Annotated in this window: 19 protein-coding genes; 2 read left to right on the top strand and 17 right to left on the bottom strand. The window is 55.7% G+C overall.

The features are described 5' to 3' along the window. Nucleotides 1-860 precede the first annotated feature (860 nt). The 9 genes from C7416_RS02770 to C7416_RS02730 all read right to left on the bottom strand — a co-directional run bounded on the left by C7416_RS02770 (nucleotide 861) and on the right by C7416_RS02730 (nucleotide 10,400). Nucleotides 861-1,832 (bottom strand): Bug family tripartite tricarboxylate transporter substrate binding protein, encoded by a 972-nt coding sequence (locus C7416_RS02770; RefSeq protein ID WP_240988306.1) that lies wholly within the window; start codon nucleotides 1,830-1,832, stop codon nucleotides 861-863. Between the two features lie 410 nt (nucleotides 1,833-2,242). Then, entirely contained in the window at nucleotides 2,243-3,742 is a 1,500-nt protein-coding gene (locus C7416_RS02765; RefSeq protein ID WP_111517004.1) for an amino acid permease, read from the bottom strand. Between the two features lie 619 nt (nucleotides 3,743-4,361). Beyond that, the gene (locus C7416_RS02760) at nucleotides 4,362-5,468 is read right to left on the bottom strand and encodes an alkene reductase (protein WP_111517003.1); all 1,107 of its coding nucleotides are present in this window, start codon (nucleotides 5,466-5,468) and stop codon (nucleotides 4,362-4,364) included. Between the two features lie 73 nt (nucleotides 5,469-5,541). Further along, entirely contained in the window at nucleotides 5,542-6,096 is a 555-nt protein-coding gene (locus tag C7416_RS02755) for an OsmC family protein (RefSeq protein WP_111517002.1), read from the bottom strand. Between the two features lie 137 nt (nucleotides 6,097-6,233). Further along, the gene (locus C7416_RS02750) at nucleotides 6,234-6,908 is read right to left on the bottom strand and encodes a DsbA family oxidoreductase (protein WP_111517477.1); all 675 of its coding nucleotides are present in this window, start codon (nucleotides 6,906-6,908) and stop codon (nucleotides 6,234-6,236) included. Between the two features lie 113 nt (nucleotides 6,909-7,021). Next, nucleotides 7,022-7,582, bottom strand: a complete 561-nt coding sequence (locus tag C7416_RS02745; RefSeq protein ID WP_240988307.1) for a TetR/AcrR family transcriptional regulator — start codon at nucleotides 7,580-7,582, stop codon at nucleotides 7,022-7,024. A gap of 195 nt (nucleotides 7,583-7,777) precedes the next feature. Then, nucleotides 7,778-8,347 (bottom strand): c-type cytochrome, encoded by a 570-nt coding sequence (locus C7416_RS02740; protein ID WP_111517000.1) that lies wholly within the window; start codon nucleotides 8,345-8,347, stop codon nucleotides 7,778-7,780. Beyond that, on the bottom strand, nucleotides 8,331-9,551 hold the full coding sequence (gene soxC, locus C7416_RS02735) for a sulfite dehydrogenase (RefSeq protein ID WP_371925273.1): 1,221 nt from the start codon (nucleotides 9,549-9,551) through the stop codon (nucleotides 8,331-8,333). Before soxC ends, C7416_RS02740 begins: the two co-directional genes overlap by 17 nt. 270 nt (nucleotides 9,552-9,821) lie before the next feature. Next, nucleotides 9,822-10,400 carry a TetR/AcrR family transcriptional regulator gene (locus tag C7416_RS02730; RefSeq protein WP_111516998.1) on the bottom strand — a complete coding sequence of 193 codons (579 nt, stop codon included), beginning with the start codon at nucleotides 10,398-10,400 and terminating at the stop codon, nucleotides 9,822-9,824. A gap of 377 nt (nucleotides 10,401-10,777) precedes the next feature. Between C7416_RS02730 and C7416_RS02725 the strand changes: the two genes are divergently transcribed. Then, complete coding sequence (locus tag C7416_RS02725; RefSeq protein ID WP_181461131.1) at nucleotides 10,778-12,727, top strand: sigma-54-dependent Fis family transcriptional regulator; 1,950 nt, start codon at nucleotides 10,778-10,780, stop codon at nucleotides 12,725-12,727. Between the two features lie 75 nt (nucleotides 12,728-12,802). Here C7416_RS02725 and C7416_RS02720 read toward each other — a convergent pair whose 3' ends face one another. The 6 genes from C7416_RS02720 to C7416_RS02695 all read right to left on the bottom strand — a co-directional run bounded on the left by C7416_RS02720 (nucleotide 12,803) and on the right by C7416_RS02695 (nucleotide 18,203). Further along, entirely contained in the window at nucleotides 12,803-13,552 is a 750-nt protein-coding gene (locus C7416_RS02720; protein ID WP_181461130.1) for a TSUP family transporter, read from the bottom strand. Nucleotides 13,553-13,668: 116 nt separating this feature from the next. Further along, a complete protein-coding gene (locus tag C7416_RS02715) occupies nucleotides 13,669-14,979 on the bottom strand; it encodes an MFS transporter (protein ID WP_111516995.1) in 1,311 nt (436 codons plus the stop codon). 111 nt (nucleotides 14,980-15,090) lie between these two features. Next, complete coding sequence (locus tag C7416_RS02710) at nucleotides 15,091-15,408, bottom strand: Rieske 2Fe-2S domain-containing protein (RefSeq protein ID WP_111516994.1); 318 nt, start codon at nucleotides 15,406-15,408, stop codon at nucleotides 15,091-15,093. An 18-nt stretch (nucleotides 15,409-15,426) separates the two neighbouring features. Then, nucleotides 15,427-16,467: a 2Fe-2S iron-sulfur cluster-binding protein gene (locus C7416_RS02705; RefSeq protein WP_111516993.1), complete on the bottom strand. Its 1,041-nt coding sequence runs from the start codon at nucleotides 16,465-16,467 to the stop codon at nucleotides 15,427-15,429. Between the two features lie 12 nt (nucleotides 16,468-16,479). Beyond that, nucleotides 16,480-16,941: an aromatic-ring-hydroxylating dioxygenase subunit beta gene (locus C7416_RS02700; protein ID WP_111516992.1), complete on the bottom strand. Its 462-nt coding sequence runs from the start codon at nucleotides 16,939-16,941 to the stop codon at nucleotides 16,480-16,482. 44 nt (nucleotides 16,942-16,985) lie between these two features. Beyond that, nucleotides 16,986-18,203: an aromatic ring-hydroxylating oxygenase subunit alpha gene (locus tag C7416_RS02695; RefSeq protein WP_111516991.1), complete on the bottom strand. Its 1,218-nt coding sequence runs from the start codon at nucleotides 18,201-18,203 to the stop codon at nucleotides 16,986-16,988. Between the two features lie 462 nt (nucleotides 18,204-18,665). Between C7416_RS02695 and aldA the strand changes: the two genes are divergently transcribed. Then, entirely contained in the window at nucleotides 18,666-20,102 is a 1,437-nt protein-coding gene (gene aldA / locus C7416_RS02690; protein WP_111516990.1) for an aldehyde dehydrogenase, read from the top strand. A 448-nt stretch (nucleotides 20,103-20,550) separates the two neighbouring features. Here the strand turns inward: aldA and C7416_RS02685 are convergent, their stop codons facing one another. Together C7416_RS02685 and acs are read right to left on the bottom strand one after the other, a co-directional pair. Next, nucleotides 20,551-21,231: a Crp/Fnr family transcriptional regulator gene (locus tag C7416_RS02685; RefSeq protein WP_111516989.1), complete on the bottom strand. Its 681-nt coding sequence runs from the start codon at nucleotides 21,229-21,231 to the stop codon at nucleotides 20,551-20,553. Nucleotides 21,232-21,307: 76 nt separating this feature from the next. Further along, the gene (gene acs / locus C7416_RS02680) at nucleotides 21,308-23,290 is read right to left on the bottom strand and encodes an acetate--CoA ligase (RefSeq protein WP_111516988.1); all 1,983 of its coding nucleotides are present in this window, start codon (nucleotides 23,288-23,290) and stop codon (nucleotides 21,308-21,310) included. Nucleotides 23,291-23,314: the final 24 nt, after the last annotated feature.

Below are 23,314 nucleotides of genomic sequence, written 5' to 3'. Positions count from 1 at the left end.
GCACGAGGCACAGAACCTACAGGCGCATGATCCGTGCGGCAGGAATTGTTCCGGAATAGCCTACTTCATAGCGTGGCGGCGGCATCGGCTTGAAATTGAGCCCGCGCCAGCGAGCTAGTAACGTATTGAGAGCGGCCTGCCACAGCAGGCAAATCACCTTATATTTTTTCCACCGTGTGATGGCCGCCGATATAGCTAATGAATCTACGCCATCCCACCTTTACGGAGATATACGATATTGTCACACGTCGGCCGGCCACAAGGCGCCCGACGGGAGGGCCGCCCTTTCCATTGAAAGGCTTCGGTGGTGACCGCCTCGTTGGTCGGCTAGATTACGGCAGCGACGGGGGGAGACCGGTCTCTGCGGGGGAAGAGTTGAGACGACCGGCACGCGGGCGAAGATAGCGCGTGACTTGAAAAGACTGTCGGAAGCATCCAGGTTCCGGATGCCAGAAGGAGCCTCGCTTGAGCGTGTAGGGGGCCTTCGGCTGTCCCTAGCATATATAAAGTGAGGATATGCTTACTAAAAAAACCTAAACATATCCTTACGTAAGCATATGTATTTGGTTATTCCTGAGCCTATGCTTAGGTTTCCATAGGTATTGGGAATAACCCAATACTCCTTAGCACAGATTTCTCCGTCAGTTGAGCATACGTGGACGTGCACATGGACCGCTTCGCGGTCGGGCAGCCAGGAAGGACGGTACGGATGCAAGCCATTCCTGCTCGGTACACCTCCAGCAAGTTGTCCGTTGCGGCGGGGGCTGGAGACTGGAGCCCAAGGCCTCACAATAGGTCGGCGAGGGGTTGCGTACATCATGGCAACCCCACCGCATGAGCGCCGTTCCCTACGAAAGGCGTCAGTCGAGCTTAATGCCCGCATCGTCGACGACCTTCTTCCACTTTCCGGTCTCGTTCTTGATGAACGTGGAGAGACTTTCCGGCGAACCGCCTGCAGGCTCCAGCCCCATCTCCGTCAGCTTTGCCCTCGTTTCCTTTTCGTGCAGGATGCCGTCAATCTCCCGATTCAGCTTTGCGATGACATCCTTAGGCGTGCCGGCCGGCGCTACAAACGCTGACCAGAAAATCATCTCGAAGCCTGGCACACCGGATTCGGCTACCGTGGGAAGATCCGGATACTCTGTGGAGCGCTTTGCTGTGGTAATTGCCAGCGCCCTCAGCTTGCCTGCCTTCACTAGCGGCATTGCCTCGGGTACTAGGGCCATCATGACTCGGACTTGGCCAGCCATCAGATCCTGTAGTGTCGGTGCTCCCCCTTTGTACGCCACATGAGTGGTGTCGAGATGCATCACTCTTTTGTACAACTCCATGCCGAGATGACTTGGGGTCCCGTTTCCTGCAGAGGCATAACCTTCTGTTCCAGGCCGGCTTTTCAAGTACTTGAGTAACTCCGGCATAGACTGCGCTGGAACGTTTGGATTCACAACGATCACGCTCGGGATCGTTGCGGCAAGGGTAATTGGCGCGAAATCCTTTTGGGGGGCGTAGGCCAGCTTGCTGTACAAGCTCGGATTGACCGACAGTCCGGTCATGGTGGACAGAAAGATGGTGTAGCCATCGGGTGCCGATTTAGCGACAAAGCTCGCAGCGATTGCTTCGCTGGCGCCAGGCCTGTTTTCGACCACCACTGGTTGGCCAAACTTTACGGATAGCTTTTGACCGACCATCCGTGCGACGGCATCTGTCGAGCCGCCAGCAGGATAAGGCACAACGAGGCGAATCGGTTTGGTGGGATAGTCGGCTGCATACGATGCTGCCATCGTTGAGACCAGTGCGGTACAGGCGACGAGGCAGGAAACAGTGAACTTCATCTGAATTGCTCCAAAGAAACCCGCCCTGAGGGCGGGCAGAGACAGGAGTGCCCCCGGCAGTAGGCAATCCCAATTTCTACAACTACGTGACGCAACTGCTCTGCTCGTTGAAGCGGTTCCAAGATCAGAGGCGTTTGCCCATCTTCACGACTCCCTGGTCCATTTCGCCCACTGCCAAGCGTTCCTGGCTCACTTGTCCGAGGCGGCCAAGTTTCTGCAGCACGGTCAGCAAACCCGCTCTCGTCACCTTCTGCGCTGCGCGCCGGCGCGAACCGACTTAACGGGGCTCACGACTCAGCGGCTGGGATGCGCAGTTGGTGCACCACCTCGGTCAGGTCTTCGCCGCCTAAACACACGGATCCGCGACAAGAACGTTGATCTATCTGCACATATCACTCTGCACATTGTGATCAATTTTCCACCTGAGAGCCTTGCGCATAGGTTGATATACGGAATCGCTCTTTCGATCCTGTCGCCTTTCGTCCGGCAAGGCGCCAGCCAAGTGCCAAGCCAATAGCGAGTACCGGAATCATTGCGAACGTAATCGTCCCATTCGGATAGTCCAAAGCCATCAATAGCAGCACGACTGCGAGGAACACCAAGGTAAGCCACGACGTGAATGGCGCGCCAGGCATCCGAAACGAAACATCACGCATCTCGCCGCGATTCACTGCGCGCCGGAAGAGAATCTGGCAAAGGACGATTGACGCCCACGTCGTAATGATGCCGATGGCAGCAATATTGAGGACAATCTCAAATGCTCGCTCTGGAACGATATAGTTCAGAGGGACGCCAATCGCAATGAGGCAGATCGTCACCACAATGCCGCCATAAGGTACGCCGCGGGCGTTCATCCTGGCGACGTATTGAGGAGCTGACCCACCCATGGCAAGGGACCGCAACACACGCCCAGTGGAGTACAAGCCAGCATTGAGATTAGACAACGCAGCTGTGAGCACAACAACGTTCATAATGCTGTCGACATGCGGGATTCCCAGCTTGCTGAAGAACGTCACGAACGGGCTTTCATGCGCACTATATGCAGTCCAAGGGAGCAGAGTGATCAGCAGCAGGATCGATCCAACGTAAAACAGTGCGATCCGCCACATAACGCTATTGATGGCTTTAGGCAACACCTTACGGGCATTTTCGGTTTCACCTGCTGCGACCCCAACAAGCTCAATGCTGGCATACGCGAATACCACACCCTGAACAATCAGGACGGCGGGAAGAACCCCATGCGGAAAGATGCCGCCATTGGTCGCGATGAGTTGCAGTCCCGGAGTATGTCCGTCAATAGACTGTCCACTGGCGAGAAAGAATGTTCCAACAACCAAGAACAACACGATTGCGCCGACCTTGATAACGGAGAACCAAAACTCCATTTCGCCGAACAGTTTCACTCCGATCATGTTAATGACCGACACAACTGCGAGTGCTCCTAGCGCAATCGCCCACTGAGGTGCGTCGGAGAAGATTGTCCAGTACTTCAAATAGATTGCAATAGCCGTGCTGTCAGCGATGCCCGTTGCCGCCCACGCCAAATAGTACATCCAGCCTGTGACAAATGAAGCGCGCTCGCCCATGAACTCACGCGTATAGGAAGCGAAGCTCCCACTTGTCGGCCGGTGCATGACCAACTCACCAAGTGCTCGCATAATAAAGAACGCAAAGACGCCACATACGAGATAGGCGAGTGCCAAAGCGGGCCCCGCACTTTGCAATCTGCCGCCAGCACCCAGGAACAAACCAGTCCCAATTGCGCCCCCCATCGCGATCATTTGCACGTGCCTGGGTTTTAGCTTCTTTTCATAACCTGCTTCGTGAGAAGCCAGCCAGCTTTCCTTCCCGGGATTGCCGTCGCTTTGTGTTTTGGCAGCGGGGGCTGCTCTGTCGTTAAACCTCTCCACTTATATTCCTCCTCTGATTTACGTGCTTATTAAGTACTTCCAATGACGTAGAGCGGAACTGCATCTCTTTTTACGCACGTCTACTTACCCACCAGTAAGGCGGCTAGCGTTGCGAAGCTCGCTGCGAGCGAGGGTTCCCTTCAACCAAAACTAAAGTTTGCAACGGTAGTTGGCGCGGCCACGTCGCGCCCTGCATCCCTTAGTGGCAACCGGAAGTCCAATGTTTTCAGCATAGCCTACTTACTAGTTGGTAAGCCGTCAATCCGGGGTAACACCGATCTGGCGCCCCATGCCAGGAAGATATGCTCCAAGCATCCGTCCACGGTGTGGAAATGGGTGCAATGCTTGCGCTAGTCGCAGTGGCCATGGGGTGCACAGCGCTCCCCGAATCGATGAGAAAAATTGCGCCAGCAGTCTCAAGCTACTTTGCAAAAAAAAGGGCTAGTAGGTTTCCCCTACTAGCCCGTACACCGCTCTTTCGCAGAGAGCAAAAATGCGCATAGCAGCCGCGAACGCAGCAGACGCTGCACTCGTGGGATAGCCATGAAGCAACCACACCGGTGGTCGTCTGCACGCAAGATCTCATGAGTGCATGCTTACGTCGCAAGTAACGTTTCCGTTATACAGTTTCACGCTCGTAGCGCGGATAGTCGGTATATCCCTTCGCTCCGATGACGCCATAGAACGTGGATCGATCGCTTTCTGCAAGCGGCCAGCCGTGTTTCATGCGTTCGACCAGGTCCGGGTTAGCAATGTACGCAGTTCCGAACGCAACAAGGTCCAACTCGCCCTTCTCCAACTCCGCATCGGCGATTTCGCGATTGAATCCGCCAGCGGCAATCAGCGTGCCTTGATAAGCTTCGCGGAACTTAGCCCCAAAGCCGGCCGGCACATCCGCAGCAGTAATGGTGGGCTGATAGTTCAGATGCACGTATGCCAGTTCTCGCACATTGAGTTCGGCCGCGACACTCATCCACGCTTCCTCTTCGTCGGCATAGGCCCCCAAATCGTAGAGTCGTCCAAACGGCGAGAAGCGAACGCCGACCTTTTCACCGCCAATTGCGGCAGCAAGGGCGTCCACTGTTTCCAGCAGGAAGCGTTGGCGATTCGCAAGAGAGCCACCATACTCATCCGTCCGCGTGTTCAGCTCACTGCTGAGGAATTGGTCAAACAGGAAGCCATTCGCTGCCATGAGCTCGACTCCATCGAACCCTGCCTCCATCGCGCGCAACGCAGATGAAACGAAGTCCATCGAGACACGCCGGACCTCTTCAGTAGTCAGTGCTCGCGGAACACTAGGCGCGACGGGGCCGGCCTCGCCGGTTTCTGACCATGCGTAGACGGTTGTATTCGTAGCGGGGACTGTGCCCGAGGACACCGGAGCGGCATTGCCGGGTTGAATGGAAACATGAGACATCCGACCAACGTGCCACAACTGCGCGAAGATTTTGCCGCCATTCTCATGCACAGCAGCGGTGACCTTGCGCCAGGCCTGAGTCTGTTCGTCAGTGTAAAGCCCTGGCGTATACAGGTAACCACGGCCTTCATCAGAAATCGGCATCCCCTCTGTAATGATCAGGCCAGCCGATGCTCGCTGGGCGTAATAGAGGGCCGTGAGTTCATTTGGAACGTTATCGGTCGTTCTGGTCCGCGTCATCGGGGCCATGACCACCCGATTGGCCAATGAGATGCCGGACAGATTGTATGGAGTAAACAGAGTGTTCATTACGTTCTACGATAAGGAGTTGAGCGCCGAGGAGTCGACTTCGACGTGACAGAGGAAAGATGCGATTGCCAGGCTACGCCTCACGAATCTCCAGCGTGGGAACCATGCGGATGGCCTTGGAGAAGTTAGCCAGGTTCACCGACGTTTTGGTTACGATGTCATGCAGCTTCTCCACTTGTTCGCGCGACGCGTCAGTGTGCAACCGCACGGCGTAGCTCACTTCGTCGTAGCCAGGATTAACGGTTTCGTCCAGGCCGAGGAAGCCACGCAAGTCCAGTTCGCCGTCGGTTTCGATTTCCAGGCTATGGACCGTGATCCCCATCGCTGCAGCGTTGACAACGTAGCCCACCGAGAGGCAAGCGTTGAGCGCAGCCATGAGCAGTTCCTGAGGATTCGGAGCGGAGTTTTGCCCGAGCAATTCAGTGGGTTCATCTGCGGCAATTTCGAAATGCCGCTGGTGTTCGACCCCACCCAGGGAATAGTGGCTAACAGTCGCCACGCTACGAGTCTGGTGCTCCCATTTCGTCTTGACGTTGAAGCGGGCGCTTCGCTTTGAAATATCTTCGGCCACACCTTTTGCAAATTGGCTCAAAGCTGCAACGTCGATACCATTCGGTTTATCATTCATTGGATGAGTTCCTTCTTAAAAAGGCGCTTTCGCGCATATGAAATTTCCAGGACACATGACGTGTCCACTAACCTGCGAATGTCGGCCCCCTTGGTTGCCAACACCGCCTAAATGAGAAGACTGGCTTCTCCTGCTAACTAACTTGTACAGCCATTGATACTGCAAGTCGCTCCAGCAGCCACTGCCGAGTCCTCCACATCAGCAGCTGCCTTTAGCAGGGTCGCTTCAAAACTGGCCACTTCGCGCGCTCCCGAGACAAAGAACTTGTCAGCAAACACAAACAGGGGGACCCCATTTGCTACATGACTTGCCTCGTTCTCATCACGCGCTATCTCTGATTCCAGTTCACGGGACTCGAAATCGAAGGATGTGGTAACGCCGAGCTCTTTTGCGAGAGCGAGAAGTACGTTGGCATCAAAGATGTTGAGTCCGTCGGTGGTAACACCACGGTAGATTCCTTCAATCATCCGTTGCCTGTCGGCTGAGGACTCGATACTCTTGACCAGAGCGTGCGCAGCGGTCGTATCACCAAAGCGCATGGTGTCAAAGTTGTACTTCAAGCCTTCCGTTACGCCTGCTTTTGCGACTGCCGCCATCATGCCTTCGGCTGCAGACGAATTACCGAACTTTGCATAAAGAGCCTCCTTAAAATCCACCGGAGCCATGCCTCTAGCAAGGCGGTAGGCCTTGTGTGTGACGACTACCTCGACTTGATTTTCCAGAGCCGCCACGGCTTTTTCAAAACGTCGCTTGGCAATCCAGCACCAAGGACATACAAAATCCGACCAAATCTTGACATTGACTCGTTTCATGATCATGCTTCGCAACACACTACCTACTAGTAGGTAGGCGCCGACGTTAAATAAAAGGACCAGTCCGTGCGGATGGCCCTAGGTGCAACCAGGGATACGTGACAAATCAGCCCCTACTTATCGAGGCCCGCCACAAGTCGAATAAAGTTCCAATCCAGCGCCTCACCGTCCTTCAGCGCCCAGTTAATAAAACTTGCGCCTTCCAGTGCACTTAAAAGTTGGAAAGCCTTCTGCCGCGTGCCGGGAGCTGCCGGAATCTCTCCATTGACAACCCCCTTATCGAGTATCTTTGTCAGCCACTTCAATTGAAGATCGAAGAAATGGTGCGTGAGCCTTTGCAAACCCAGCGGTAGCGCGGCCATTTCAGCAGCGAGTGCACCGCAGAGTGGCAACAAGCCACCCTCACTGCTGGCACTGAAAGCGAGGAAAAACGCCTTCAGGCGGCCTTCCAAGTCTTCATGGACCAGTTCGATCCGCTCAAAGTCGATGCGTACCCTATCGATGTAGGCTTCGACAATGGCTACCCCCAAATCTTCCTTGGTTGGAAAATGGTGATGGATGCTTGCCTTCTTGATACCGACGGTTTCAACAAGGTCGGCGTAGCTGAAAGCAGCGTACCCCTTCGAGCGCATCAAATTTTCCGCCGCGCACACCAGCGCTTCCCGCGTTCCCATTGCCGTCATCCGACTAACCCACCCTACGTCATCCAATGCAGGTATTCTACCTACTAGTTGGTTGGTTGTCAAACACCGACTGGCGAGCACGAAAAATGTGACACGTTATTAACATTACGGAAGGAGTAGAGCCGTTTTCGCCACTCGAAATGAGGAAAGCGGGATACCAAAAGAACGCAAGCTTGCTTCGAGCAACTAAGGCTTCTTGCCTCTGGGGTCAGGAATAAAGCCGTCTCGGTTCGGCATCTTCACATTCGCAAGGGTCTTATCGCTCAACGTGGCAGTGGAGTCAATGATCTTCCCTTCCGAAAGGATATAGGCAGACAACGCATATACCTCATTGTTGGTTAGACTACCAGGCGCATTAAAAGGCATGGCACGTTTGATGTAATCAAAAAGGGTTGTTGCATATGGCCAATAGCTTTCAACTGTCTTTACTGGGGCTTTAGTTGGATCATTATTAACCAATGTTCCACGGCCACCTATGAGACGGTCCGCAATTCCTCCCTCGAGGCTAACACCATGGCATGCTGCACATTTTTGCTGAAAGATCTGCTTCCCTTCCTTCGCGCTGCCAGCTCCCTTTGGCAATCCTGTACCGTCAGGCAGAGGAGATATAAAGCCTGCCAGATCTTTCTCGGTCGCAGGCGACCCAAAGCCATACGCTCGTACACTTTCCGCGGCAATCGATAGTCCCTGGCCGCCACCCACGTAAAGAAAGCCAAGGAGGACTACATCACGCATGCGCCTAGCTGTGGTGAACATTGGAGACTCTCCCGTCGGATGCGACTTTCCAGCTTTGAATTGCATTTAGGTGATAAACCGAGGCGACTGGCCCATTGGTGCCTCGAACTTTGGTAAGCTCAGCCAGCGTTGGTTGCCGATATCCAGTGTCATCGACACAGCGACTTTGCAGGACACACTCTTTTCCATCCCATTGCCATGCGAATCGGAAGCGTGTGTGACAGATCGGGAGAACCGGTCCTTGCAATTTTGCCTCCGTCCAACTCTTTCCACCATTGACGCTAATCTCTACCTTGCGGATGCTGCCGCGGCCAGACCATGCGAGCCCTGTAATCTCATAAAAGCCGGGGCCACGAAGTAACATCTCTCCTGAGGGATATGTAATCACGGACTTTGCATCCATCTCGAATGAAAATTGGACGGCCTTTCCATTCGGAAGCAAATCAGTGTACTTAGATGTCTCCTCTCTCGTCATAAATGGCCGGTCAGAAATCTCCAGTCGTCTTAGCCATTTGATATGTGTATTCCCTTCATAGCCGGGCACGATAAGGCGCAACGGGTATCCTTGCTCAGGACGAATGGCTTCACCGTTCTGACCATATGCCAAAAAGCAATCCTTTAATGCCTTGTCGAGAGGAATACTCCGAGTCATGACTGCTGCGTCGCCACCTTCTGCCAACAGCCATTTGGCGCCAGGCTTTACACCAACTTCGTTCAGAATCGTAGCGAGCGGAACGCCGGTCCACTCGGACGTTGAGGTCAATCCGTGCGTCCCTTGCACTGTCTTCATCGTCGGCTTTACCCATTCGGTCAGACCATTCCCCGAACACTCAATGAATAAGATGCGGGATACCGATGGGAACCGCCTTATGTCCTGCATACCGAACTTCTTGGCCTGCTTCACCATGCCATGGACATAGAGCATGTGCTTGGAGGGATCAATTGTCGTGATACCTCCATGATGGCGTTCGAAGTGAAGTCCGGAAGGGGTGATAATCCCGAGACCATTTTGAAGCGGCGTCATCGTCCACGATGACTGGTTCGTCGGCGTTTTAGGTTGAGTGCGGATCTCGGTCTCAAACTGCGAACGCGTTCCATAGCCGCCATCTGCCCATGTGTCTTCACCCTGAACTTTTGTCGGATCTGAGGGGGCATCACGGTTTTTCGCCCCTGCCGGTGCAGCTGACATGGCATTGGTAGCTATCCCCGCACCCATTGCGACCATACCGCTAGCCAGGAACGCTCTGCGATTATACGAATGGCTTTCACCCAGGAAATAGGGAGAGTCGGGCCTCCTTCGTTCGATATTTAAAAAGCCTTCTTCCCTCTCTTGGCGATCTTCCACCGTTGGTCCCGCCCAAGGAATTGTTTGGCCGCCGGATTTCTCGTGCATCGGGTTGTCTCCGTAGGGGTTATGGACTGTACCGATTGGTCGGTACAGTTTGGCCCGTGATAATGTCTTACCGGGCCTCGATGAGAAGCTTTAAATTAAGTTTTACCTCTGCACCATTCGAAGCGCCATCTCATTTAGACGCTCCGCTATTGCTTCCGGGCTAACCGTACCTTCTGGGCGAATCCAAAGGTAACTGTAGAAGTACATACCCAGCACGCCCTTCAAAACGACGGGATCGTAGGGACGAAAAATTCCCAGGTCAGCTCCATCGACCAAGACCGCGCGCCATGCCTTTTCGTATTTCGAGTGTAGCGCCATGACTTCTGCACGTCGGCCAGCAGTTAGCGATTGCACGTCACGGAAGCAAACCGTCAGTTCAGCCTGGTGCGACGCGATCTTCAACACGAGATGCCGGCCAAGTAATTCGATTCTCTCGCGCGGATCCATATCCGCATTAAGCTGTTCGGCGAAAGCTGCAAGATCCGTGATGTACTCTCGCGTAATCTCGTAAAGCAAGTCCTCCTTGCTGTGGATATGGTGGTATAGCGCTCCGCGTCCCAGGTTGACCGCCTCTTGAATCGCGTTTATGCCTACAGCGTGGTATCCCCGTTGCGCAAAAAGCTGCGCCGCAGCCCTCAGGATGCGGTCTCGTTGCGGGCTGTGACTGGTTCCCTTCACCATATGCTTGCGGCTCCCCTCAATGTCTGCACTCCAGAATAGGTCGCTGGACCGACCAGTCAATACAATCCTGCACTTTTAACGTTTTGTGCTAAAAAAGTGCAGCCTTTGGCTCATGCGACCGGGACTACAGCGCTTCAACGCGCAATTTCTGTACCGAACGGTCCACCAAGGCGGACGCTGTGGATGTGCCGGGGCAGACGGAAATGGGAGACCTTAGGAAAGCGGCGCCTACCTCCATGAGCGGAAGCGCTTCGGGCAAACGATTGGCGGCTGCCTGCCCACAAAGGGGCGCGCCTTATGCCGTGAACTGCTTTACCATAACGATGAGCGTTGACCAGCGAAGTCGCGCCTCTCACCCCAAAACAGTGGAGACACGTGTGCCCCTGGAGTTCCATCAAGCCAAAGGCGCCCTAGCAAAACATGCCTTGGAGGCATCTTGGCAGCGTTCTATTGCGTCAGGATTGGCCGAAACACATCAGGTTCTTCCACCTGTGACGTCCTGGGCAGATGGCCGGGCGGTTAGGTCTCGCAACAGCAAACTTCTTAAATATGCCGAGCCTTCTGTCGAAAACACATTCGAACAGATGGCCGGTACCGGCACGGTGGTTGTGTTAGCCGATGCCGAGGGCATCATTGTTTGTAGCAAGGGCGATGCGGACCTAATGTCCGGGCCTTTCGGTCCCCTCTTTCAGCCGGGAGTTAGTTGGTCAGAAGCGATTGCTGGCACAAATGCGATCGGCACATGCGTAGCCAGCCGTGCGCCGGTAACAGTCGACTTGGCTGAGCATTATCTGATCTCATTTCGCTCCCTGAGTGGGGCAGCAGCACCATGTTTCGACTCTGCCGGCACAATCGCAGGCGTTTTCGCTGCATACAGCACCAGCCCTGCCATCCACGCTCTTCCGTTGATTCGTACTGTAGCGGTGCTGATAGAGAACCGCATGCTTGTGCGCGAGATGGCCGACGAGATCGTCGTCGTTTTCCATCCTGTGGCTGAGTACCTTACGACCATCAAGCAAGCGATCGCGGTGTTTGGATCTGACGGAAAGCTACTCGGCTCCAACAGCGCAGCACGCTGTCTCCTAAACCTGGACCCCCGCGATACCCTTGGCAAGCGATTCACGGATTTGTTTGGCTTCAACTTTTCATTGGAGCGCTTTGTCGACAAGGCTCGCGCGATGCGAGGCAGCCAGTTTGCAGCCTCTCTCCGGGATGGCCGCGAGGTAACGATGATCGTAAACGTGGGAGTTACCGGCGAGGCAGCTTGCTCAGCCCGGGCGCCCACCGATGCCAGTCAAAGTACGGATCAACAACAAACGAGGCCAAGAAGCGCACGCGTCCTCCTAAAGGACCTCGACCTCGGGGACCCGCAGATGCAACGAGCGATTCAGAAGGCATCGATGATACTTGGCTCTGATATCCCACTGCTTATTGAAGGCGAATCAGGCGTTGGCAAAGAGGTCTTTACCGCTGCGTTTCACAACTCCGGGCCTCGGCACAACGGACCTTTCGTGGCTGTCAACTGTGCAGCGATTCCAGAGGGGCTGATTGAGTCTGAACTGTTCGGTTATGAGGAAGGCGCATTTACCGGTGCGAAGCGCAAAGGCTTCCCCGGAAAAATTTTGCAGGCAAATGGAGGAACGCTATTTCTTGATGAAATCGGAGACATGCCTCTCTCCCTTCAAGGCAGGCTGCTGAGGGTGCTACAGGAGCGTCAAGTCACCCCGCTCGGCAGCACGCGGAGCATGCCTGTGGATGTCTCCATCGTTTGCGCAACACATCGTTCGATGATTGACGAAGTCACGGCCGGTCGCTTTCGCGAGGACCTCTACTATCGCCTGAATGGTCTTCGCATACGTCTCCCATCTCTTCGGGAAAGAAAGGACATCTCCTGTCTAATTGACTTTGTCATCAACGCAGAGAGTGGCGGCAGGAAAATTGAAGTCACACCGGACGTGCGCCACGCGCTTTGCACTCACCCATGGCCAGGCAACATCCGTCAGCTTCAAATGACTCTGCGCACCGCGCTTGCAATCCTCAGGGATGGCACTGAGCTAAGGCTTGAGCATTTGCCAGATGAACTAGTTCCAACCGAAGGCTCGGAAACGCCGTCCCAGGCGGAAGCGCAACCCTGCGACTTGGCACAAATAGAGATGGATGCCGTCCGACGAGCCATAGCCGCATCCGATGGAAACATGTCCGAGGCTGCCCGCATATTGGGCATCAGTCGCAAGACTCTATACCGCAAACTGGAGAAGCTATCGGCCCAGTCTACGGCAGGCCAGGTTGCAAAAGAGCAGGCCGCCCCGGGAACAAAGGGCACATGATGGGACCGATCTGGTGCCTCAATGCCATCAGGCTGGCGGTACCGCTCAGCTGATCCGGTTGTGGACGAACGCGGCTCATCGCCACCCCATCGCAAAGATACAAATGCCCATCGCTGAGAGCAGCAAGAAAGCCGCGCGCCGTATTGCCAAGTCAGAAAGCTGGGGTGGAAATCGAATGAACAACGCTGTTGTAATTGCCACCACCGGAACCGATAGTAGCCCCAGATAGACAGCGTTAGAATCGACGCCTCCATTTGCTGCGAGGATAGTAATCCGCATGAGCGAAATGGTGCCAAAAATTCCGAGGAGCGTGAGCCTTACCTGCTCCAATGCCAGGGGCTGTATGTAGAACTGGTAGATGATAGGCGGACCAGGTACGCTGAACATTCCACCCAGGACGCCACCTACACCTCCAGCCAACACAAAGCTTGTCGATCGAGAGGTCTCCGCTCTTGCACGGGGACGCACACATAGCGTAGCCCCGGCAATCAAAACAACCAAACCAAGAGTCAGTTGTAGCAGCGTGGCGCTGCGTGAGCTAACAGTATCAAGCAGCCAGACACCTAACGGCACCCCAGGAATTATCCCTAACAGAGTACGGACAAAGAGCTTTCGGTTCAAGAGATGGAGATTTCCGCGAAGCGCGAGCGCAGTATTCACCAGCGTCATGATATTGATTGCAGTCGCGGTGGTTTCAAGTCGCACGAGTTGAAGCACGACTGCAGCGCCAAGTACGAAGATGCCAAGGGCAAACCCTGTGAAGGCTTGCAGGTAGCTCCCTATGGCAACTATGCAAAGAAAACCAATCAGGGCAGTGGTGCTCACGGTCGCCTCCAAGGCGCGCTAGACCAAAAATGAAGTCGCGCCACTTTTTTGTTCTCGCATCAAGCACTGGTGGGAAACGAGAAAAGGCGCGACTCAGTCGCGCCTTGCATTGGCTTTTATGCCACTACACTGCATTCGCTCTCTAGTGCGGACTTGCGGCGGCTGAGCGCAAAAAGCCCGATAAAAGCCATCACCTCAGAGGCAATGAGCAGCGCTGAGATCGGCCAGGTACCGTACTTCGGGAGCACCGCGGTTGAAAACAGAGGCACAAGGCCGCCGATGATCGTCGCAGCCTGGCTGCCCAGCGAGATACCGGTATACCTGAGCTGTTCGGGGAACAGCTCAGTAAAGTACGCCGGCAAAGCTCCCCACATCGCCCAGAGGGGGCCAGCCATCAGCATCATGGCTAGCCAGACCCATTTAATCTCACCGAGGTCAACGATGGTGAAAAACGGAAATGCTATGGCAGCGAGAAACAAGAATCCAGTCAGGAAGATCGGCTTTTTTCCGATACGGTCCGACAATGCGCCCGCGGCGAGGATGACAAGGGTGAGCACAAGGTTGACCACGACAACACCGAGGAGCACCATCGATCTGTCCAACTTCAGGACAGAAGTGGCGTAATAGGTCAAAAATACCCACACGGTGTAGAACGGGACAGTAATCGCGCCGAGGTAGATGAACGCGGTATGCACAACAACCCCCGGATGATTTCGCAGCACCTCAACAACGGGGAACTTGGCGATTTTGCCGGCTGCTTGCGCTTTCCGGAACGCGGGCGTTTCAGTGACCTTCATCCGGATATACAGACCTGACAGCAGCATAACGATACTGAGCAAGAACGGGACGCGCCAACCCCAGGACATGAACTGTTCTTTGGTCAGAAAGTACGATGCGCTGAACAGGACGGCGGTAGCAATAGCCAGACCAATTGTGGCACCGATTTGAACAACACTGCCGAAAAAGCCACGGCGAGCTGGCGGTGCATATTCAACCGCCATCAACACTGCCCCACCCCACTCGCCTCCAAGCGCGATGCCTTGCAGGAAGCGGCAGATGGTCAGCAAGATCGGTGCCCATATTCCAATCACCTCATACGTCGGCAATAGCCCGATTGCGAACGTTGAAGCGCCCATGAGTGTGAGCGTGGTAATCAGCATTGTCTTACGGCCGATTCGGTCACCGTAGTGCCCGAAGACAATGCCGCCTAGTGGTCGCGCCACAAAGCCGACTGCCAAGGTGCCGAAAGAGGCAAGCGTGCCGGCAACTGAAGAATAGGCGGGAAAGAAAAGTTGGCCGAAAACTAGCGCCGCCGTGAAACCATACAAAAAGAAGTCGTACCACTCCATGATGGTTCCAACCATACTTGCGGTTGAAACACGTGCTGGGGATACCGGCATCTCATTGTCTAGAGTATTGCTGGTCATCGTTGTCTCCTCGTTTCGTGTCGACGATGGATCTAGTAGTAAGTGCGCTAATGATTTAGTGGGTTGCGCAAATGACGGGCGGGGGATTGCACCAAGCCGTCATGACCATGGCTACAGCTTCATTTCGGGATCTACGTAGATGGCCTCTCCTTCCATATCGACCCTATAAACATTCAGTGGGCACTCTGCGAGCCCCACGGGCTCCCCTGTTGCTACTTTCCACTGCCACATATGCTGGTGGCACGTCAGTACCTCACCGTCGAACAGCCCATCCTCTAAGCGCACCTCCTGATGTGGGCAAACGCCATCGCAGGCGTAAATCTGGTCATCCACCCGCAACAGAAGAATGGATGCTCCACCGGCGAGATCGAAGGTGGCCATGCCGTTCTCGGCAATGTCTCGGCGGTCACAGACATAATGACGTGCCATTTCCTTACTCCTTGCGAGTCAGTTAAATTTGTCGTACGAAATGTTCGTCGGGCTGAGCTTGCCTTGCAGTACAAGGCCGCGCATAGCCGCGTCAACTGCCGGAGGCGGACCGGCTAGAAAAGCATGGACATCTGAAAGTCGTCCCTCCATCTGCGTCAACGCCACCTCGTGAACGAGGCCCTGTTTGAACGCCAACCCCGGATACTGATGAGCGACATCTAGCGAAACCGACTCATCGGAAATGCAAATCGTAACGTCGAGTCCGCCTCGTGCTGCACGCGAGAAACCAGCTAGACGCTCCAAAAAGAACGTGTCTCGCATAGAGCGCACGCCGAAGAAAACAGCACCCGTCTTGTCCCAAAAATAGTCTAGCTCTTGCGCATGCGAAAGAATGGACATCATCCCAGCCACGCCGCTGCCTCCAGCAATACAGAGCAAGTTCTTCTGCAGCGACGGTTTGAAGACGGCTTGTCCAAGTGGGCCCATCACACGCACAGACGTTCCCACCTGGTTCGTCCCAAAGTAAGCTTCTGAAAGACCTCCCCCGGGCTTCCTCTTGATCAGCAGTTCAAGCCTGCAAGAGTCACGCTCGTAATTGACGATTGAATATGCTCGGTATCCACTGATACCTGGGGTTCCAAGCAGCACGAACTGACCCGCCCGGTAGTTCATCGGCTCCTGAAGTTCGATCTCCCAGGAGGCCACATCGTGCGTCAGCAACTCCCAACGGGTTACCGTCCCTTCAGCGGTAAACGGTCGAATTTCATCGGGTGCAACCTGTGATACGGACTGCTTCAACTCGATTTCGCAGTCACCCCGCGGCGCACACTGGCACAGCAGAATTTCGTCAGCCTTCGCTGTGGGCTTCTTGCCGGGGGCGGCACTCCACAGGTCTTCGACCTTGCCTGCCGCGAGTCGCGCGCTGCAGCTTCCGCAAGTTCCGCTTGCGCACGCATACGGCAGTGCAACCCCACTGGAAAGGCCAGCCATCAACAAGCTCTGGCCTTCGTCAGCCTTGAACTCATGGCGCTCGTTGCGAGAGTGAATGGTGATCTTCATGATGTTCAAACTCTAGAAAGGAACGTGATAGCCTTTTCCGAGCATTCTGGTATCCAGTCGTACCTCTCGGTCCACCAGTACTGCCCCATCGCTGCTGACCTGGATCTCGTCGAGGTACTTACCGACTGCGACGAGAGAGGTAGTCCCACCTTGATGCTCAGTGCGAAATACCTGAAGTGCTGACATGACCTTCACATGACCTTCTTGGCCTGCCGGTTCTACTGTGAAGATTGAAAAATGGCGCGTGAGCGGTGTCCGGTCCATGTTCTGCTTCGGCAGCAGGTTGAATAAATCCTTCAGATCGCGCTTGTTCTTTTCCAGCCAGAGCATGTCTTTTCGGATCTCCGGACTATATGCGGTGATCCGATAGTTGAAGTTCTCGTGGCAAAGGTTCAGGTATCCTGCGTAGTCGTTTCCATCTAGCGCCAGGCATGTTTTTGCGATCAGTGCACGAACGGTGCTTTCGATTTCCATGTCTATGTCCTGTATTGAGTGTGGCAGTTCTTCTGGTTCAGGGTTCACAGCTCGCAAAAAGGGTCAGACGCCTTCCGTCCCATGCGACGACTCCATTCCTGATAGAAGTGGCGCATGCCAACTTCGTCGTGAATCTTGTTGTTCTCTACCCGCGCATGCAGGATGACAGGAGCTTCGCTTCGGTCGGCAAGCGCAAGACCCTGTCCATATGCCCCCATGAGATCCTCGGGGAGATTGCGTCCGAATGGGCCCCAGATGGAGTTGTGCATACGAACACGCGCCGCCCTTTCTTCGGCGGTATCAGCCTTCAGACCAAAGCCGCGATACTCAATAAGCAGCTTGTTGGGGCCGAGCGGCAGAACCGTGTCGAGTCGGAATGCCGGAGCTCGAATATTGAACGTCGCACCGGGGAAGAGGTCGACCAGCGCCCAACGGTTGGGACCCAAGCCTGGCCAGCCAAGCGTCTGCTTCTCATGGCCTTTCATTGCGTCGTACTTCAGCATCATGTCCGTAACCTGGGCATGACCGCCTTCGAAGGTGACGAACTCCCGGTCGAAGTAGCCGGGCTGCAGCATACCCGTGACCCGGTTGTGGTAATGCATGTAGTCGTGGTACAGCTCGCAGTTGGTGTCATGCCAAAGCTTGTAGTTACCCTCGACAACCGCGCGGTGGTAATGGAAGATCTCCAGAGGCTCCGCCAGCATCTCTGCCAAGGGGTCAAGAGCGCCGTTGAGGTACTCTTTGAGCGAAGGCCCGTTATCGTCGACGTTGACCCATACGAAACCACCGTGCGCAACTTCCGACCGGAATTCGCGCAGGCTGTAATCGCACTTCGACACACGGTCCTGGTAGCCCTCCTTTTCCCGAGGGATGTCGACGCAGTTCCCGCGCGCATCAAATGCCCACGCATGGAAAATGCAAGTGATGCGCTTTGGCCCGCCGGACGCGCTCGCTGCCGCAATCGATCCAGAAGCTTCGTGCAACAGCAAGTTGCCTCGGTGAGGGCAGATATTGTTGAAGACGTGAATCTTGTTGTCCTCGTCCCGGATGATGATCATGTTGTGGCCGCCAGGGTGCTCGTACAGGCGGTAGTCAAGCGGTGCCGGCAATTCGCTTTCATGACAGGCGACCAGCCAACATTTGTCGAAGATCTGCTGTTGTTCTTCCTTGAAGATCTCTTCGTCCGTGTAGATCCTCGGATCTACGAACTGCGATGCGGTAAGGGAAGGTCTCCGGGTCCATTCCGAGCCGTTGCGCGACATTTCTGCTCCTTCTGTGGGTCAAGTAGGTGGACTGCACCCTTCCCTCTACAGGTTCTGTGCCAGCCAGGCTTTACCTAGGGGAAATCCCGACGATCGATGCGCGCCAAGGGAGCAATTCATGCTGTTTTCCGCAGTGCAGCACGCGTTCGGCCCTATTCGGAGAGCGGCCCCTGTGTCGAACCGACCCAACTCCCCCGCGCGCGCTGTAGCGTTTGGAAACACCTGTCACCCACCCATCCATAGCGCCAGGCAGCTCCAGCTGTGCGTAGCAGGCAGTTCTTGAGGGTCTGTGGCAACCACAAGAGCCGAATCAGACTTGGCACGACCATTGCAGTTTCAGCCTTTAGCCGACAGGTGCATTCACCGCGTCTTCCCGGCAAGACCCGCCCACGCGTACCGAGGAGACAGGACGCGGGTGCGTGGAGAGTTCCATGTCTGACTTGCAATTCCAAAGGAGCAGGAATGTTCAACGACCATCGCAACTTCATTGATGGGGTGTTTTCCAAACAAGCTTCAACTGCGCAGTTGGCGGTACTGAATCCAGCGACCAACGAGACGCTCGGCTATATCCCTGATTCGGATCAAGCCGACATCAACGCTGCGGTTGCCGCGGCACGGCGCGCGCAAGGCCCATGGGAACGGCTTCCGGCCATTGAGCGCGCAAGTTTTCTCCGCCGCATTTCCGCCAAGATTCGTGAAAACAAAGCGCGACTTGCGGAGCTAATTACTCGCGAACAAGGTAAGGTGCTGAGCCTGGCGGAGGTGGAGGTAAACTTCACCGCCGACTACATCGACTACATGGCCGAATGGGCGCGCCGTATTGAGGGCGAGGTTCTAACAAGCGACCGCCCGAACGAAACGATTCTGCTGCTGCGCAAACCAATCGGCGTAGTCGCGGGCATCCTTCCGTGGAACTTCCCATTCTTCCTGATTGCTCGCAAGATGGCTCCGGCTCTTGTGGCCGGCAACACGATTGTCATCAAGCCGAGCGAAGAGACGCCGCTGAACGCGTTTGAGTTTGCGAAGCTGGTCGCCGAGTGCGACTTGCCGCCTGGTGTCTTCAATCTGGTTGGGGGCGGCCGAGACGCAGGCGCGACGCTGGCCGGCCACTCCGGCGTGGACCTTGTATCGTTCACAGGAAGTGTGGGCACTGGCGTTCATATCATGCTGGCGGCCGCCCCCAATCTGACGCGGGTCAATCTGGAGCTAGGCGGGAAGGCGCCGGCGATCGTCCTGGCCAGCGCTGATCTTGACCTCGCGGCCAACGCCATTTACAACTCGCGTATATTGAACTCCGGTCAAGTCTGCAATTGCGCGGAGCGAGTCTACGTTGAGCGCTCAGTCGTTCCAGCTTTCACTGAGAAGATCGTCGCGCTGATGAAGGCGGCTACCTTCGGCGACCCCCTAGTAGACCGAACCGTCACCATGGGTCCGCTGGTCAGTGCCGCGCAGCTCTCGAAGGTCGCTGCGGCAGTTGAGACAGCCAAAAGTCAAGGCGCGCACGTGGCGCTTGGTGGCAGGGTTGCAGACCGCGCGGTCGGCCACCATTACGAGCCGACCGTGCTGGTTGATTGCAACCATGACATGGACATCATGCGCACGGAGACGTTCGGCCCCGTGCTTCCGATTCAGGCGGTTGATTCGCTGGACGAAGCAATTCGCTACGCTAACGACTCGGAGTATGGCCTGACATCATCCATCTTCACCAACGATCTGAATGCGGCCATGCACGCATGCCGCGAACTGAAATTCGGTGAGACCTACGTCAATCGCGAGCACTTCGAAGCGATGCAGGGTTTCCATGCGGGCCGACGGAAGTCGGGCATCGGAGGTGCGGACGGCAAGCATGGCCTCTATGAGTATATGGAAACGCAGGCCATCTACATGCAAACGAAATAAGTCAGCCACTGCCAGGTAAAGGGCGTTGCTCCGGTAGAGCAACCCCTTTTTTTTTGCTGGCGCAATTGACGCTGGGAAGTCGTTGCCCCTCACTTAGCTGGTCATCAATTGAATGACTGCTCAGCGTCGAGCAACTCCTTCTGCAAAGCGTGAAGAGCCACAGAATGATGGTCGCTGCCCCAGAACAAAATGTGTTCACGCCCGTGCGACCGTCGACGGTCGTGGCAGAACCTTTACCTGGCGTGTGACATGCACTGCGTGGAGTCGACCACGGCCTGGAAAACCTTCAAGAAATAGAGATCGATATTTCGCATTGAGTCCTATATCTCGACCGGTCTTTGTGAATCAGCGAGCATTCTTAGCCATGTTCCACAAGACAGCCGCTCGATACTCCCTTCTGCAACCGCGCTCTGGGCCGGATAATTTCGCACCCAGGGAGAATGCCACTTCAAGGTCTAAGAGCATTCCACGCCGACGCCTCAGCTTCATCTGCTGCGCAAAGCAATGCGGCCATCGCCTCACTAGCGGCTTGCGAGCTATCGCTCGACTGCAGGATTTGCTTCCGCATCATGGATATTGCCTGGATGCACTGCCTGAGTGCATGTTCCTTCTTCAGTGCCGCCTCCTGAGCAAGAGACGGAAGGCTGCGAGGCCCCTCCTGCCAACCGCTTCGTGGCTCGCTATAGCTCAGCAGCAGATTCCCAATTAGCGCCAGATCCTGATCTAGGCGAGCAATCATCTGGTCAATCACCCAGCGGCTAAAGTGCCGGCTGTCGTCGAGCAGCCACTGAAATGTGGCTAGTGGAACTAGCGTCACAACGCTGGGCCGGACAGCACTCACGGCATAAGGCCGGGGCTGCCGATTCAGTATGGCGCCTACGCCGAGCCAGGCCCCAGCGAACACGCTCGAAAAAGCAACGCACCGACCACCGCCGTCAACTGCATCGATTCTCAAGGCGCCTTCGATCACACCGAGCCAGTGCTGAGGAGCGGACCCACGCTGACAGACTACTTCACCAGTCCGATAGTGCTGGACAGACGCGTCCTGCTTGACGCGATCAAGCTGTTCGTCGCTCAATCCCGCACTCCAAGCAGCGGTGTCGATGAATCGAGAAATATCAATGGACATGGTCGTCAGCACTGAGTGCGCACTTGCATCGTGCAATCGGACTCCCGAGACCCGCGACAGGTCCAAGGAGCCGAGGTCACTGACTCTGGCTCAGTTGCTCCAGGATTCCCGGATTCTCCAGCGTCGAAATGTCCTGCGTAATATGCTCACCCTTAGCCAGGGATCGCAGCAGGCGACGCATAATCTTACCCGAGCGCGTCTTAGGGAGATTATCGCCGAACCGAATTTCCTTCGGTTTGGCGATGGGACCAATTTCCCTGCCTACCCAGCTACGCAACTCTGCCGCAATCCGGTGGGACTCGTCACCTTCTGGGCGCGAGCGCTTGAGTACCACGAAGGCACAGATTGCCTCGCCAGTCGTATCATCGGGACGTCCTACCACTGCTGCTTCGGCCACCAAGGGGTTAGACACCAGCGCCGACTCAATTTCCATTGTGCCCATGCGGTGCCCCGACACATTCAGCACGTCGTCGATGCGGCCCATGATGGTGAAGTACGCGGTTTCCTTATCGCGGATCGAGCCATCACCAGCTAGGTAAAGCTTGCCGCCTAGTTCCTCTGGAAAATAGCTCTTCTTGAACCGCGTGGGGTCGCCCCAGATGGTGCGGATCATCGACGGCCACGGCCGCTTGATCACCAGAAGGCCGCCGTTTCCATTGGGTACCTCTTGGCCAGTCTCGTCGACAATTGCCGCCATGATGCCAGGCAATGGCAGCGTACATGAACCCGGAACCAATGACGTTGCGCCTGGCAGCGGCGCAATCATATGCCCACCCGTTTCAGTCTGCCAGAATGTGTCGGCGACGGGGCACCGCCCTCCGCCAACGGTGGTGTGGTACCACATCCAGGCTTCTGGGTTAATTGGCTCGCCTGCGGTTCCCAGCAAACGAAGACTGGACAAATCGTACTGCTTCGGATGGATACTCTCGTCGGCTTCCGCTGCTTTGATCAGCGCGCGAATGGCCGTCGGTGCGGTGTAGAAAATGTTGACTTTGTGGCGCGCGATCATGTCCCAGAAGCGGCCCGCATCAGGATAGGTCGGAATACCTTCAAACAGGACCTGCGTAGCGCCCGCTGCCAGTGGTCCGTACGCGATATAGGTATGCCCAGTAACCCAGCCAATATCAGCAGTACACCAGAAGATGTCATCGGGCTTGATGTCGAAGGTCCACTTCATCGTCATCCGCGCCCACAGCAGATAGCCCCCTGTGCTGTGCTGCACGCCCTTGGGCTTCCCCGTTGAGCCTGACGTGTAGAGCACGAACAGAGGATGCTCTGCACTAACGGGCTCAGGCTCGCAGGTATCCGGCTGGTCGGCGACGAGGTCCTGCATCCAGTGGTCGCGCCCTGCTGTCCATCCCACGTTTCCGCCGGTGCGGCGGTAGACGATGACGTTCTCAACCGCCTCGCAGCCACCCAGCGCCAGAGCGTCATCTGCGATTGCCTTCAGCGAGAGCGCTTTGCCGCCACGCATCTGCTCGTCGGCTGTAATCAGCGCCACCGCTCCCACATCGGTGATCCGCTCATGGAGCGACTTTGCGGAGAAGCCGCCAAACACGACCGAGTGGGTTGCGCCCAGGCGCGCACAGGCCTGCATTGCGACGACGCATTCCACGGACATCGGCATGTAGATAACAACCCGATCGCCCTTTTTGATGCCGCGCGTCTTCAGCCCATTAGCAAACCTGCATACCTTAGCGTGCAACTCGCGATAGGTGAACCGTGTCACCGTACCGTCGTCAGCCTCGAACACGATTGCGACCTTATCCGCGTTGCCGTTCTGAAGGTTGCGGTCTAAGCAGTTATACGACGCGTTGAGCTCACCATCTTCAAACCAGGTGTAGAACGGCGCATTGCTTTCGTCCAGCACCTTAGTAAAGGGCTTGTGCCAGTGCAGCAGTTCGTGCGCGTGACGAGCCCAAAAACCTTCGTAGTCGCGCTCGGCTTCCTCGCACAACGCATGATATGCATCCATACCACGAACCGCGGCCTCGGAGCTGAAGTCCGAGGGAGGCGGAAAAATACGGTGTTCCTGCAGGTGTGATTCAATCATCGTCATTGCTCTCAAGAAAACAATCCGTGC

This window comes from Cupriavidus phytorum, assembly GCF_003254285.1.
Taxonomy (GTDB): Bacteria; Pseudomonadota; Gammaproteobacteria; order Burkholderiales; family Burkholderiaceae; genus Cupriavidus; species Cupriavidus phytorum.
The sequence above is the reverse complement of the archived record's forward strand: the minus strand, read 5'-3'. Positions and strand labels throughout refer to the sequence as shown.